13 protein-coding genes are annotated in these 14954 nt (G+C 41.9%); 7 read left to right on the top strand and 6 right to left on the bottom strand.

Annotated elements, in window-relative coordinates; genetic code table 11:
• Window positions 1-181: 181 nt before the first annotated feature.
• Complete coding sequence (ilvD, locus tag JMW39_RS01295; RefSeq protein WP_201543119.1) at window positions 182-2092, bottom strand: dihydroxy-acid dehydratase; 1911 nt, start codon at window positions 2090-2092, stop codon at window positions 182-184.
• Between the two features lie 179 nt (window positions 2093-2271).
• Entirely contained in the window at window positions 2272-3081 is an 810-nt protein-coding gene (locus tag JMW39_RS01290; protein ID WP_201543118.1) for a hypothetical protein, read from the bottom strand.
• Window positions 3082-3326: 245 nt separating this feature from the next.
• On the opposite strand from JMW39_RS01290, the gene JMW39_RS01285 reads away from it, so the two are divergent.
• The 4 genes from JMW39_RS01285 to JMW39_RS01270 all read left to right on the top strand — a co-directional run bounded on the left by JMW39_RS01285 (window position 3327) and on the right by JMW39_RS01270 (window position 8422).
• A complete protein-coding gene (locus JMW39_RS01285; protein WP_201543117.1) occupies window positions 3327-3764 on the top strand; it encodes an HIT family protein in 438 nt (145 codons plus the stop codon).
• A 363-nt stretch (window positions 3765-4127) separates the two neighbouring features.
• Window positions 4128-6173 (top strand): BCCT family transporter, encoded by a 2046-nt coding sequence (locus tag JMW39_RS01280; RefSeq protein ID WP_201543116.1) that lies wholly within the window; start codon window positions 4128-4130, stop codon window positions 6171-6173.
• Between the two features lie 158 nt (window positions 6174-6331).
• Window positions 6332-7369 carry a tRNA dihydrouridine synthase DusB gene (gene dusB, locus JMW39_RS01275; protein ID WP_201543115.1) on the top strand — a complete coding sequence of 346 codons (1038 nt, stop codon included), beginning with the start codon at window positions 6332-6334 and terminating at the stop codon, window positions 7367-7369.
• A gap of 165 nt (window positions 7370-7534) precedes the next feature.
• Window positions 7535-8422: an SDR family NAD(P)-dependent oxidoreductase gene (locus tag JMW39_RS01270; RefSeq protein ID WP_201543114.1), complete on the top strand. Its 888-nt coding sequence runs from the start codon at window positions 7535-7537 to the stop codon at window positions 8420-8422.
• Window positions 8423-8648: 226 nt separating this feature from the next.
• Here the strand turns inward: JMW39_RS01270 and JMW39_RS01265 are convergent, their stop codons facing one another.
• Window positions 8649-8933, bottom strand: a complete 285-nt coding sequence (locus JMW39_RS01265; RefSeq protein ID WP_201543113.1) for a barstar family protein — start codon at window positions 8931-8933, stop codon at window positions 8649-8651.
• 366 nt (window positions 8934-9299) lie between these two features.
• On the opposite strand from JMW39_RS01265, the gene JMW39_RS01260 reads away from it, so the two are divergent.
• On the top strand, window positions 9300-9647 hold the full coding sequence (locus JMW39_RS01260) for a hypothetical protein (RefSeq protein ID WP_201543112.1): 348 nt from the start codon (window positions 9300-9302) through the stop codon (window positions 9645-9647).
• A 388-nt stretch (window positions 9648-10035) separates the two neighbouring features.
• Window positions 10036-10371, top strand: a complete 336-nt coding sequence (locus JMW39_RS01255; protein WP_227679116.1) for a hypothetical protein — start codon at window positions 10036-10038, stop codon at window positions 10369-10371.
• Between the two features lie 93 nt (window positions 10372-10464).
• Here JMW39_RS01255 and JMW39_RS01250 read toward each other — a convergent pair whose 3' ends face one another.
• From JMW39_RS01250 to lipB, 3 genes are all read right to left on the bottom strand, one after another.
• Complete coding sequence (locus tag JMW39_RS01250; RefSeq protein ID WP_201543111.1) at window positions 10465-10929, bottom strand: hypothetical protein; 465 nt, start codon at window positions 10927-10929, stop codon at window positions 10465-10467.
• 178 nt (window positions 10930-11107) lie between these two features.
• Window positions 11108-11638 (bottom strand): inorganic diphosphatase, encoded by a 531-nt coding sequence (locus tag JMW39_RS01245; protein ID WP_201543110.1) that lies wholly within the window; start codon window positions 11636-11638, stop codon window positions 11108-11110.
• A gap of 221 nt (window positions 11639-11859) precedes the next feature.
• Window positions 11860-12723, bottom strand: coding sequence for a lipoyl(octanoyl) transferase LipB (gene lipB, locus JMW39_RS01240; protein WP_201543109.1), 864 nt, complete (start codon window positions 12721-12723; stop codon window positions 11860-11862).
• 421 nt (window positions 12724-13144) lie between these two features.
• Here lipB and JMW39_RS01235 point away from each other — a divergent pair, with 421 nt between their 5' ends.
• Window positions 13145-14617 (top strand): coniferyl aldehyde dehydrogenase, encoded by a 1473-nt coding sequence (locus JMW39_RS01235; protein ID WP_201543108.1) that lies wholly within the window; start codon window positions 13145-13147, stop codon window positions 14615-14617.
• Window positions 14618-14954: the final 337 nt, after the last annotated feature.

Genomic DNA, 14954 nt, shown 5'->3' with positions numbered 1-14954 from the left:
GTTTAATATCCCTTAATAATGAAGGTAAATGCTTTTTAATACCGCAAAAAAACGTTATCAGAATGGCGGCTACGTTGTTTTTTGGTGAAAAAAAAGCCTGCATAGCGCAGGCTTTGGATAATTCCATAAGATTATTGTTTTAGTAATCTACTTTTACAAACTTATAAGCAAAGTTTTTGGTTTAACGCTCAACTTGGCTAACATCACGGACAGCACCAGTATCGGCACTGGTCGTCATAGCCGCATAAGCTCGTAGCGCAGGAGAGACGTGACGCTCACGACTCACAGGTTTCCAAGCATCGCGACCACGTGCTTCCATGGCTTCGCGACGTGCTGCCAAATCTGCATCACTGACTCGCATATTGATAGTGCGATTTGGGATATCAATATGGATAGTATCGCCTTCTTCAACTAGACCGATAGCACCGCCTTCAGCAGCTTCTGGGCTGGCATGACCAATAGACAAGCCTGAAGTACCACCAGAGAATCGACCATCAGTTAATAGCGCACACTCTTTACCCAAGCCTTTTGACTTTAGGTAAGTAGTTGGATAGAGCATTTCTTGCATGCCAGGGCCACCCTTTGGACCCTCATAGCGAATGATGACCACATCACCAGCGACGATATTGTCAGCCAATACAGCAGCTACAGCATCATCTTGCGACTCAAAAATACGTGCGCGTCCAGTGAAGACTAAAATGCTGTCATCAACACCAGCGGTTTTGACCACGCAGCCACGTTCTGCGATATTGCCGTATAGTACCGCTAAGCCGCCATCGGTTGAATATGCATGCTGGGCACTACGGATACAGCCTGACTCACGGTTGACGTCAAGGTTCGGCCATTCTTTGGACTGCGAGAACGCCTCAGTAGTACGGACGCCACCAGGAGCGGCGATAAAGCGTGCACGTGCTTCAAGATTATCAGGATTCATGATGTCCCATTTATCGATGGCTTCTTTCATCGTGGCACTATGAATGGTTGGTAAATCGGTGTGCAGCAAACCCGCACGATCAAGCTCGGCCAATAGCGCAAAGACACCACCAGCACGATGCACATCTTCCATATGGTATTTTTGTGACGCAGGAGCGACTTTTGCCAGACAAGGCACACCGCGACTTAGACGATCAATGTCATGCATTTTAAAGTCAACTTCGGCTTCATTTGCGGCAGCCAGCAAATGTAAAATAGTGTTGGTCGAGCCACCCATGGCGATATCTAGAGTCATAGCATTTTCAAAGGCAGCTTTTGTGGCGATAGAACGCGGTAATACCGAATCATCGTCTTGCTCGTAGCGACGTTTGGCTAATGACACAATCGTACGACCCGCTTCTAAGAACAGCTCGCGACGCAGCGAATGCGTGGCCAATAGCGAACCATTACCCGGTAATGCCAAACCTAAAGCTTCCGTCAAGCAGTTCATAGAGTTAGCCGTAAACATGCCAGAGCACGAACCACAAGTCGGACATGCTGAGCTTTCAATGGCTAAGACGTCTTCATCACTGATGCTGTCATCAGCGGCATCCATCATCGCATCGACCAAATCAAGCTTACGAATCGCATTGCCTTTACTGTCAGTGGTATGGACGTCGCTACCGCCATCGTTATTGTGGCTATGAGCGACGGTGCTGGCAATCACTTTACCTGCTTCCATCGGGCCGCCTGAAATAAATACCACTGGAATATTAAGGCGCATTGCGGCCATTAGCATACCAGGGGTGATTTTGTCGCAGTTAGAAATACACACTAGGGCATCGGCGCAATGCGCATTGACCATATACTCAACTGAGTCGGCAATCAAGTCACGACTTGGCAGTGAATACAGCATACCGCTGTGTCCCATGGCAATACCGTCATCGACCGCAATGGTATTAAACTCTTTTGCGACGCCGCCTGCTTTTTCAATCTCACGCGCGACCAATTGTCCCAAATCTTTTAGATGCACATGACCCGGTACAAACTGCGTAAAGGAGTTGGCAATGGCAATAATTGGTTTGCCAAAGTCGCCATCAGTCATGCCGGTTGCGCGCCATAGGGCACGAGCACCTGCCATATTACGACCGCCAGTAGAAGTTTTTGAGCGATAATCCATGTGATATTCCTTACAAATGAGGGAGATTTATGAACGTGTGCAGCATCCGCTGTCATACTGATAGTGTGCTTTTTATGCAATATGAGTACTAGTGAATAATACTAAGGCGTTACCATACCATTAGATATGGATAACTGAAAATAATTAACCGATAATGATAAAGACTTGAGGGTCAATATTTAGGCAAGACGCTCTAAAATAGCGGTCTCAAACCAAGGTAAGTCGGCTTTATCGGCTTCAAGTTTAGCGATAACGACCAAGGCGTGAGTCGCTGGCAAGAACTGATAGTCAGAGCTAGCATCAATAGTCAGTATTTGCTCATTATTTTCAGCTTGCTCATCAATACTGATTAACGCAGGTTTGGCGTTTTTATAAAGGACGTCAATACGACCAAAAAACTGCCACTCTTTAAAGGCGGCAGTAAGCGCATCCGCTTCATTTTTGGTATAGATTTGCTGAGTGTCTTTGCCCGTATTGGTCCAATGCAGACGTACGGCCAATTGCAGCGCTTCACTAAACACCACCAATGAGCCAATGACTTTGACATGCCAAGGGCTGGTTATCAGCGCCTTATCAATACCGATAAGTTTCGCAGCCTCATCAGCCGTCATTGGATTATTAAATTGTGCAAGTAATGACGGTGTTAATGGACAAGTCTGTTTAATATTGTCATCCAAACTGTCGTAATGATATAAAAAGGGCAGCGGCATATCTTGTGTAGTGGTTTTTTTGCTGATTTTACAATTATGGATACGCCAACTAATCGCCTTATCGGTTAATGCCTCAGCTAAGATAATGGTATTTGGGTCAAAGGTTTGCGTCCGATTTTGCGTAGCAGTATCTGCTACATGATCTTCAAAGCCAACTTGCTCTGTTGCATCCGCTATAGAACCAGACGACAACGTTGTAGCGTAGGATTCTGAATAAACGGGCTGTGAATAAGTGGTGTTATTATCTGCTGATTGGGTTGGCAAGGCGGTCAAATCCATAAACGTAGGGTGATTGGAATAGAAAGTTAATATAACATTTTAAGCGCATCACTCGCCAATAAATTAATTGTGTCACGTGTAGATTGCTTTATGGTTGAACTGAGATTGCAATTGGAATGTTAATTTATCAGCCACTTGTACTTAGCTTATATTTCGTCCACTATATTTGCTGAGATATTTACCCTTTAGTACTGATAACCAATTGATGACGACCAATTACTAATAAACGATTAAGGAATAAAATAATGAGTCAAGATAACCAAAATAAATACGACGATAACAACATTTTTGCAAAAATGCTAAAGGGTGAAATTCCTTATCATAAGGTTTTTGAGGATGATAAAACCCTCGCTTTTATGGATATCATGCCGCAAGCAAAAGGTCATGTATTGGTGATTCCTAAGCAGAAAGCGGTTGACTTGACTGGTCTAGAACCTGAGTACGCAGCGGCGGTATTGATGACTTGTAAGAAAATTATGCAGGCACAGCGTCAGGTGTTTAAACGTGAAGGTATTATTCAAATGCAGTTAAATGGCTCGCAAGCAGGACAAACCGTTTTTCATTACCATGTGCACCTGATTCCATCGAGTATCCATGAGCTTGGTCGTCATGCCGTCATGCAAGCAGATCATGGTGAGCTTGCTGAAATGGCAAAACAATTAGCCGAGGTTATTAATGCTTAATTTTCTAAGTTAACTATTAATAATGAGAGCATTTATAAATATAAGCATCGATAAAAAGGCAGCTAACAAGTTGCCTTTTTTATTGCTTAGTAATAGTCATGTAACAAACGTTAAAATAGTGTTACGAGTGCTAAGTTGGTTTGGGAATTAAGGAAAAACTATGATAAAAGTTGTTTTCGTCTTAGCGCTTATACTTATTTGCACTTTTAAATGTATTACGGTTAAACGAAATATTGTTATATGAGCTGCTTATAGATGGATTACCGATAGAAAATGTATTTTGTCCGATTTCACAAAACTTAGTATTAAAAACAATACCAACAAAATAATCCCTACAAAAAACAATAGCATAAGAACCAGACTATGAAGCATAAAAAATTTCGCTCCACTATTTTGATGCCGGTATTCATACCGACAGCTATCGTTATGATTTTATTGGTCATAGGCGCTTCTGTGAATCCAACAGCGGCCAGTGATCTATTCGGTGAAGTGCTGAGCTTTACCACGGCCACATTCGGCTGGTTTTATATGCTAGCAACTGCGTTATTTTTGATGTTTATTGTGGTGTTGGCGTTCTCACCCTATGGTTCTATCAAACTAGGACCTGACCATGGTGAGGCGCAGTATAATTTTATTGAATGGTTTGCGATGTTATTTTCGGCAGGGTACGGGATTGCTTTGCTGTTTTATGGGGTAGCTGAGCCGGTCACGCATTTTGCGACGCCGCCGCTATCAGAGCCACAAACCGTGGCTGCAGCAAAAGAAGCCATGCAGATTGCTTACTTCCATTGGGGCTTTCATATTTGGGCAATCAATGGTGTAGTAGCCTTGACGCTGGCCTACTTTGCTTTTCGTCATGGTCTACCATTGTCGATGCGCTCAACGTTATATCCTATAATAGGCGATAAGATTTATGGGCCTATTGGCCATGCGGTTGATGTGTTTGCGATTTTGGGTACTTTATTTGGTTTGGCCACCAGTCTTGGTATTTCAGTGTCGCAGATAAATACCGGTTTGAATTACCTAGTACCAAGCATTCCAGTCAATACAACCGTCCAAGTGATTGCAATCGTCTTGATTACGGGGCTGGCCTTGATATCGGTGCTGGCTGGTATGGATAAAGGGGTCAAACGTTTATCTATCTTAAATATGATACTGGCAACGGCGCTGATGCTGTTTGTATTTGCGGTAGGACCGACGATATTTATTCTAAACGCCTTTATGGAAAATACTGGTAGTTATTTGGGTAATATTGTCGAGCGTACCTTTAGTTTACAGGCGTATCAGCAAAGCGACTGGATTACCAGTTGGACACTATTTATTTTTGCTTGGACCATTTCTTGGTCGCCTTTTGTCGGTATATTTATTGCCAAAATCAGCCGTGGTCGTACCATTCGCGAGTTTATCGTTGGCGTCATGCTAGTACCCACCATTTTTACATTCTTCTGGTTTGCGGTATTTGGTGATACAGCGCTACATATGATTATGATTCAAGGCTATGACTCGCTTATTACCGAAGTGCAAAATAACCAAGCCATTGCCTTATTTAAACTGCTCGAGAATCTACCTTTTACCCAAGTAGTCTCTGTACTTGCCGTCGTGCTTATTATCACCTTTTTCATCACCTCGTCTGACTCAGGCTCGCTCGTGATTGATTCGCTCGCAGCAGGTGGGCGTAGTGACACACCCGCGTGGCAGCGCACGTTTTGGGTATTGATACTTGGCGTTGTTGCCTCTGTACTTCTGCTTGCAGGCGGGTTACAAGCGTTGCAAACAGCAGCCATTGTCAGTGCATTGCCCTTTACTATTATTATTTTGCTTGCGATGTACGGGATGTGGCGCGCGCTGCGTATCGAAGGTCATCGCAATCAAAGCTTGGCCAATGACAATCATCTGCCGCCACATCTGTTGAAACTAGATGCATGGCGTGACCGTATTGATTATATGACCCAGCAGCCAACGCGTGAAAAAGTACTGAATTATATTAAAGGTACGGTTTTATCGTCGATGAATGAAGTTGCAGAAAAGTTTGCTGAAACGGGTTGGTTACCTGATGTGAACTTTGATGAAATAAATGATCGCGTGGTATTTGAGCTACGTGGCGGCGATAACGTCGAATTCTGGTACGAGGTGCGCTTATCAGAGCATGAAGCGCCTGATTATTATACGGAAGATATGGCGAATAAACTGCCGCAAGAGCATCATTATCGGGCGGAAGTTTATCTGCGCCGTGGTGGACAAACCTATGATTTGTATGGCTATCAGCCAGAGTCAGTGATTAACGATATCATTGATCAGTTTGAGAAATATTTGCACTTTATTAATATATCGCCTGATATTTTGCCGTGGCGTATGCAAGTACATGATAATGACATTACCTTAGAGCAGGGCAGTGTCTTTGATAAGTAGCGTTTGATAAGTAGAATGCTTGATAAGTGATGTGTTTTATAAACAGGTATTTTGCCAATCAAACTCTACCCAGTAAATGATTGTCTCAATCACTTGCAATAAAGTTAAGAACCCTTAGAATAACGGCTTGTTTTCACTATGAATCAAGCCGTTTTTTTATGTCTATAAATAATCCAGTGTCTTATGAGCCATCAGCAGCGACTGCTAATGACCATCCTCTATTGCAGCCCTTGGTCATTGGTGGCTTGACGATTGAAAACCGTTTGATGGTCGCTCCGATGGCTGGTGTGACTGATAATCCATTTCGACGATTGTGTAAATCCTTTGGCGCCGGTCATGCAGTTAGTGAGATGATTATCGCTGATACCGCACTTTATGCGCGCAAAAAATCACTTTATCGTGCCAATTTTGATAACGAGATTGCGCCTATTTCTGCGCAAATAGCCGGCGCGGAACCGGATAAATTGGCGGAAGCGGCACGTTATCAGATTGATAATGGTGCGCAGATTATTGATATCAATATGGGCTGTCCTGCCAAAAAGGTCTGCCGTAGGTTGGCGGGCTCTGCATTACTGCAAGATGAAGATTTGGTCGCGCGCTTGTTAGATGCGGCGGTAAATAGCGTCAATGCGCCTGTGACGTTAAAAACGCGCTTGGGCTATGAGAATGGGCGTGAGAATATTTTGCGCGTCGCCAAGCGTGCAGAGCAGGCGGGTATTGCCGCGATTGCCATTCACGGGCGTACGCGTGAGGACATGTATACCGGCGAGGCGCGTTACGAGCTGATACGTGAGGTCAAAGAAAGCATCAGTATTCCAGTGATTGCCAATGGCGATATCGATAGCGCGCAAAAAGCGCAACGTGTCTATGAGCTAACCGGTTGTGACGCGGTGATGATAGGTCGGGCCGCGCAAGGGCAGCCTTGGATATTTCGCGATATCGAACATTTTTTGCGTACAGGCGAGAGTCTAGCTGCACCAAGCGTGAGCGAGATAAAAGAGATTGTACTGGCGCATTTGCAAGAGCTATATGAGTTTTATGGCGAATACTCAGGCTGCCGAATTGCTCGCAAGCACATTGCGTGGTATACGACCGGCATTCCTAATTCCAACGCTTTTCGCCAAGCCATGTATGGTGAAGAGAGTACCACTGGGCAGTTTCGCGTGGTCGAAGATTTTTTGCATGCTCACGAATAGCAATAAACGCCCATTCTAAGCATTAAAGCTATTAATAAACGCTTAATTGCTAATAGTTATCAAATTAAATGAACTTTGTTGCCCATTTATTAACTTTACTCCAATTATATTTGCTATGCTTTAGGCGAACATTAATGGATATATTATTTACGAAAAGGATTTTTTATGGCCAATCCCACAAAAAAAGCAATTAGCAAAGCGGTCAAAGATAAGCATATTATTATCACAGGCGCATCAAGTGGTATTGGTGAGCGTACGGCCTATTTGCTCAGTGAATGTGGCGCTCATGTTATCTTGTTGGCACGTACCGAAGACAAATTAAAAGCCGTTAAGGACACTATCGAGGAGCTTGGTGGCAATGCCACTTATTACCCTTGCGATTTGACCAATATGGATGATATTGAAACAGTTAGCACGCAAATTTTGGCAGATTTTGGTCATGTAGATGTGTTGGTCAATAACGCTGGTCGCTCAATTCGCCGCTCGGTGCACGAGTCTATAGATCGCTTCCATGATTTTGAACGTACTATGGATATTAATTACTTTGGCGCCGTTAAAATAGTTCTTGGGTTTTTACCGACGATGATTGAACGTCAGACTGGTCAAATTGTTAATATCTCATCTATTGGTGTGCTGGCGAATAGCCCGCGCTTTGCCGCCTATGTCGCTTCAAAATCGGCATTGGATGCTTTTAGCCGCTGCTTAGCCGCTGAAGTGAAGGGCGATAATGTCACGATTACCAATATCTTTATGCCATTGGTACGTACGCCTATGATTGAGCCTACTAAATTATACCGCTATATGCCTGCGCTTATGCCTGATGAAGCAGCCATGATGGTAGCTAAAGCGATTGTCCATAAACCAAATAGTATTGCCAGTAATATGGGTAAATTTGCGTCGGCTACTTATTCATTAGCACCCGCTATCAACGTTGGTATTCAATCCATGGGTTATCGTATTTTCCCAAGTACCCGCGCTGGATTGACTAGCAATAAAAAGCCGAACCTTGCTCAGCGTGCCTTTGCTAGAATTCTACCGGGTGAACATCACTAAGATAATATGTCTTATCAATTTAAAAAAAGAGATGCTACGGTATCTCTTTTTAATGTCTTAAAAATATTAATAATTATATAAAAGGGTAGGCAGTGGATTTTTTATTTACCGTTATCAGAATAATGGTGGTTTTTCGGGTTCTCTACCGCCCATTTAAGATAATAAAAAGGTAGTAATTTAATACCATTATGGGAATATGTTCATTGCTGTAAGATAGCTAGTAGAACTAAGCCAAGGCATAAGTAAACCTTTCTTCGAAGTTGAGTTGCTCGTCTTGGCATTTAACTTTTTCAAGAATAAAAACTATCTCTTCAAAGCAACTTAGCTTTTCCTTTGAAATATTTGAATTGAACCATATTAGATTAATGGGTCTTTCTACACCCCAGCTTAATAGATCCCATAATGCATCAAGATTCTTACCATAGTAGTGCTGCACATCAAATTGTCGCGCAATCTCTTTATGGAATTCTAATTCAGTTAATATTTTATCGCCGTGAATTTCAATATTCATAATGATTTCCAATATGCATTATTCGGTAGACCAATATTATTAAAAAGCTTTTGACATCTATTATAAGAGCTTTTTTAATTGGAATATAAAAATGTCTAGGCGGTCTATTATAAGCATACCTATGGCGAATCAATCAGGTGCCTTCACTGGTGCGGTACCCTAGTGAGGACTTGAATCTACGGTTGTAGGTTAGTGGTAGCGATGGTTAGAGTTGTTGGAGTAACAGCAGTGTACTTACCATGCATATCCTATTCGTGATCGGTACGCTATACAGGTATCGAACTACTCATGTTAGATATGGATTGCGTGATTACGAAATCGATAGCATAGGTTATTATTAAGCAAATTATTACAAAGGTAGTAACTATGTCAGTCTTTTCCACAAGTTATATAACAAGTCCTGAAGAGGGTGATGAGTGTATATCTTTCGATTATAGTGAGTTCGCTGGTAGAGGGTTTATTAAGCTTCTGGAAGTAGCTATATTGAATCCATATCCAGAAATTTTTAATAAAATAATTGATAGTAAATGTGTTGAATTCTTTCCATATCACGAATTCTATCGATTGGATAGGAATGAAATTAAGCTGGTGATAGAGAAAATAGATGAGTACTTAATTAAAAATACAGCTGATAGCAAAGCGGAATTCTATGCAAAAGACATCTGGGAAAAAGATTTACGCACTGAATTGATTAAAAACTATCTTTCTAACTAAATTTAACTAAAAGTGCCGCTACATCAAGTGAAATAAGGCTTTCACAAATTCCATCATTCCTTCTTCTCAACAGCAGTGCCTTTGAACAAAATCAGCTCTCTCAACAAGTATCCTTTTACTATTTCAAAACATTAAACTCTTGATAACAATATTATAGAGTCGGATGTTCAAGTTCTCACTGAGTAACCGAACCAGTGAAGGCACCTGACTGGTTTGGTGCGCTATACAGGCATCGATCTGCTAGTGTTAGATATAAATTTAATAACTACGAAATCGCTGGCATAGGTCATTATCATTGAGCGGTATGATTAAAGGCTTTCAAGTTAGTTTCTACGGGATTGACAGTGTAGATCAAATTATTGGTTATAGTTAATACGGAAGATAAAAAATGAATAATATACATAATGAGCATATATATTACATACAGCAAACCATTAGAAAATTTGAACTAGGCAATATAGACTTTCATGACTTTAAAAGTAGGATGGTTGGCTGTACTGTTGGATTAGAAAATCATATTAATTGTGACTATGACTTGGATAGACTCATTGATGTTTGGTTTGAGTCTATAGAGTTTTGCTACTTAGAGAAAGATTGGCAACTTTATGGATTAGAAGCTGGTTACTTCATACTCGAGGCATCAAAAGCTTTTCCTAACAAAGTTTATCTTCCTGAAAACTCTAATGTAGTAAAAGACCAATTAATTAGATTTTTCGAAAAATAGGGTATACCCCAAGGGAACCACTTAAAAAGCCCCTTCAAACTAATTAACAGACCACTTAAAACAGACTGGTATAATGGAACCACTTATAACAGACTAGCCAAACACACGCCACATTATCCAAAATAATCCTGCCATAACTGCAGCAATAACTAATAGTCGCTTTGCCCAATAAGGAATTAACGGCTTTTTATAACCCAAATCATTAAGCTGACTGTCAACGCCATCTTGTAGACTCTGGAAGCCTTGCTCCGTTGGCGTAGTTTTAACGCGAGTCTTTGTCAGACGCTCGGACTCTTCTTCTACTTGCTCTCTATCAAAGCTAAAAGCTTGGCTTGGGATGCCTTGTTTATTAGCGATAGTATTGAGGGTTTGCTGCTGCTGGTTCTTTAGCGCTAGCTCATAAGCATCTATCCGAGATTTGGCGGCATCAATACTGATGCTTTCATCGGCGGCCAAGGTTTTAATCGCCTGCACCAAATTGCCTTTTTCGACCATCATCATAACGGCTTTTGGCAGTTTTTTATTGGCGGGCGTTGAGCCTGAATCAGAGTCAAACATGACAGTCCTTATTTGGGTGGGATACTAGGTAGGTGAGGGTATTATAACCATTTTATCGCCGCAAAATTCAAGCAAAAAAATACCGCAACCATCATCATGTCTGCGGTATTTTTTATGGCGCTTAGCGTATTTTAATAAAAAATTGCAATAAACGCTTTTTTAAATTATCTGGGATAATTTATAGGTCTTTCCAACGTTGGATAGACTCTTTGATGACTTCTTTAGCTTCTGGAACGTCACCCCAAGATTCGACCATCGTTGTACCGGCTTTTTTAAGGTCTTTATAGTGGCTGAAATGGAACTGTAACTGATTGATTAGCTGCTTTGGCAGATCTTCTAGGCTGTTATAAGCATTGCCTGTATCACGGTCGTCAGCAGGTACGACGACGATTTTATCATCGACTTCACCATCATCAACGAATTTCATCACACCGATGACTTTTGCTTTTAAGAAAATACCAGTCGGTAAAGGCTGTTCTGTGATGATAAGTGCATCTAACTCATCGCCATCTTCGTCAAGGGTTTGCGGAATAAAACCATAGTTACAAGGTTTGGCAAAAATCTGTGGGTCAACACGGTCAAGCTCAAATACCGCCAATTCGCGATTCCACTCAATTTTATGGCTGCTACCAGCTGGAATTTCTACGACCACATTAATGATACCGCTGTCGACGTCGCCTGCGTCCAAAATTTTATTAAAATCTGCCATAAATTGCTCCAATGTGCTTTTGTTATGAATGCTTCAGTGATAAAGGGTTAAATGTTGGCGCGCTAAGGTTATTGCTGCGCCCAATTTGTACCGCCTGCGATTATAACAACTTTGACTCAAATTTTCTCAAAATGCTTAAGTCTAAGCGTGCACGATATTATGCAAAAAAGGATTATGCAAAAACTGTATTGAAAAAAAATGTATAAGCAAGACTCAAAAAATTACTTTGGGGCGAGCGCACGTAATTGGATATGTCCAGCATGGCGCTTAGCAATATTATCGATAAGCTTTTGGGTCACTTGTTCATAGCTTAAAGCGTTAGATGTTAGCTGAAGTGGGTTTGCAATTGGCTGAAGAGATTTTTCAGCTGACTGCGCGCGCGTTTGCTCATTCATGGCAACAAAGTCAGCCAATCGTAGCATTTGCATCCCAGCATAGCCGCAGGGATTAATCGCATTAAAGGCCGATAAATCACAATCTAAATTAATTGCGACCCCATGATAACTAAAACCATGCTTGATTTTAAAACCAAGAGAAGCAATTTTGCCTAGCATAATGGCGTCATCAGGAAGTGTGTGAGAGAGTGGTTGATAGTTCTCGTTGATAGTAGTATTGATATGGCTATATAAATAAACACCGGGCGCATCACGGCGCGCATGGGCGCTGATAGTATTGTTGTTAGATGCGTGGCTTTTTAAGCAGTCATTGATCACATCTTCAATCGCTTGCTCGGCGTGCGATACCATGTTACGCACACTCCAACCTAGACTTTCCAAATCAAACAACCAATAGATAACCAGCTGCCCATGACCGTGCCACGTCACCTGACCCCCGCGGTCGGTCTTGATAATAGGGGTATTGGTACGTTGCAGGATATGCTCTTCTTTACCGGCTTGTCCAAGCGTATAGACATCATTATGATCGACCAACCATAGCTCGTCAGGGGTACGCAGACCTTGCTCTTTTTTGAGGGCGATACGCGCCAATGTGCGTGACAGCATGGCATCAAGGGTGGGTACGTAATCGGCAGCTGAAAGCGTTTTGCTGACCAACATATCATTGAGAGGTTGCGCGGAATTTTGCATGAGAATGATTGTCTTATGGTTTTGTTATTAAAAAGGGTGTTCAATATTGAGATTTAGTGTAGCAGTTTTAGCATTTGTGCCCAAATCTAAATTTTATCATTTGTGCTATGGGTTAATTTATACAGCTTTGATAAAAATGCTGATAAATTGCTGCAATATAAGCCTTAGCTGACACGTATTTCATACAAACCCAGTAGTCAATCAAAGGTGCTGTTCATTCATTGGTCAATGCGCTACATTAAACGGCATTGAATAAAATAGTGTTAAGCCGCATTGAATGGAATCTCATGCGCTTTTTTATTTTAGCGAATGCTAATTTTAATGGCAGTTTTTTAGTGACTGCTTATTTTAACGACCATACATTCAGAGTCTTAAATCTATGATAGCGTGCCGACTCTAACGCCTATGACAAGGAAGATAAATGACTGATAATAATCAAACGACTGCGTTTCAAAACGACCAAGTCTCCAATGATGCACATGAATCCCTTAGTATCATTAAGAGCGTCGCTGATATGCAGGCGCAATTTTCGCGTCTGCAAAAACTGAGCCGCACGCAACCTATCAATGATTGGGCCACGCGTGAAAATCAACTTGATAATTTAGAGGTGATGCTGAGCGACACTCAAGAATTACTTGCCAAAGCGATTAGCGCCGATTTTGGTTATCGCAGTGAGTCCGAAACTCAGTTTGCTGAGCTATTTCCAAGCTTTACTGGTATTAGTCATGCCAAAAAGAATGGTAAGAAATGGATGAAGCCGCAGCGTGTATCGATTTCAGCGCTTTATATGCCGGCTCATAATGAGATTCAACCGCAGCCGCTTGGCGTAGTCGGTATTATGGTGCCTTGGAATTACCCGCTATTTTTAGCAGTGGGACCAATGATTGATGCGTTGGCAGCGGGCAATCGCATTATGGTTAAAATGAGCGAGGCCGCACCGCAATTTGCTCAAACCTTTGCTGAGACTATTTCACGTTATTTTTCACCGGATATGGTTTCTGTGGTCATTGGCGAAGTTGGGATTGCCGAAGCCTTTAGTAAACTGCCTTTTGACCATTTATTGTACACCGGCTCGACCGCGGTCGGCAAAAAGGTTATGGCGGCAGCGGCACCGAACTTAACGCCAGTCACCCTTGAGCTTGGTGGTAAGTCGCCGGTTGTTGTTTTAGAAGGTGCAAACTTAGAAAACGCCGTTAATCGCGTCATGATGGGCAAAACCCTTAACGCAGGTCAGACCTGTATTGCGCCTGATTATGTACTGCTGCAGCGTCAATATCATAAAGAGTTTATTCGTCTGGCAAAAGAGTGGATGGAAAAACACTATCCCAATATTCAAGACAATCCTGACTACTCGCACATCATTAACGGCGAGCAGTTTAAACGCGTAAAAGGCTATCTTGATGGTTTAGCAGGCGAGAATATTCATCAGCTGACTGATACGGCTGCTGATATCGACAGCCGCTTGATGCCACCAGTAATTGTCAGTGAGCCTGCGCCTGGTAGCGATGTGATGCAAAACGAGATTTTTGCGCCGATTTTACCGCTGATGCACTATGACACCCTTGATGACGCTATTGATTTTATCAATGAGCGTCCACGCCCGTTGGCACTCTATGTCTTTGGTGACAACAGTAGCGAGATAGATCAGGTGCGTAATAACACGGTATCGGGTGGCTTGTGTATCAATGAAGTCATTATGCATGTGGCGCAGCATGATTTGCCGTTTGGCGGTGTTGGACACTCAGGTACGGGTGCTTATCACGGTAAAGCTGGCTTTGAGCGTCTTAGTCATATGAAGCCGGTGTTTGTACAATCGAAGTTGAATGGTCTTAATATCTTACTACCGCCATACGGTGGCTTGTTTAAAAAGGCCATGGCGCTGTTTTTAAAATAACAATACGCTCCAAATAAATAAGCAGCGTTATAAAAAATAGCATCTACTCAGGTAGGTGCTATTTTTTACCTAAAAACTCGTTATTCAAAACAAGTTATTAAAAGCTGATTATTTAAGAAAACTCATTCAAAAAAAGTCATTCGAATAAGAAGTTAAAAATAAACAATTAAAATTAATGAGCATTTGTCATCTTGTCTATAAATCGCTACACTTTGTAGAGCGTCTAATCAAATCTATAGTTAATGTTAGGCGCTCTATAAACAAATAATTTAATAATAAACAATAGACTTTGCGTGCAAAAATACGCTTTACTAAACTTAAGAATAATAACGATAAA

This window comes from Psychrobacter immobilis, from assembly GCF_904846175.1.
Lineage (GTDB): Bacteria > Pseudomonadota > Gammaproteobacteria > Pseudomonadales > Moraxellaceae > Psychrobacter > Psychrobacter immobilis_E.
The sequence above is the reverse complement of the archived record's forward strand: the minus strand, read 5'-3'. Positions and strand labels throughout refer to the sequence as shown.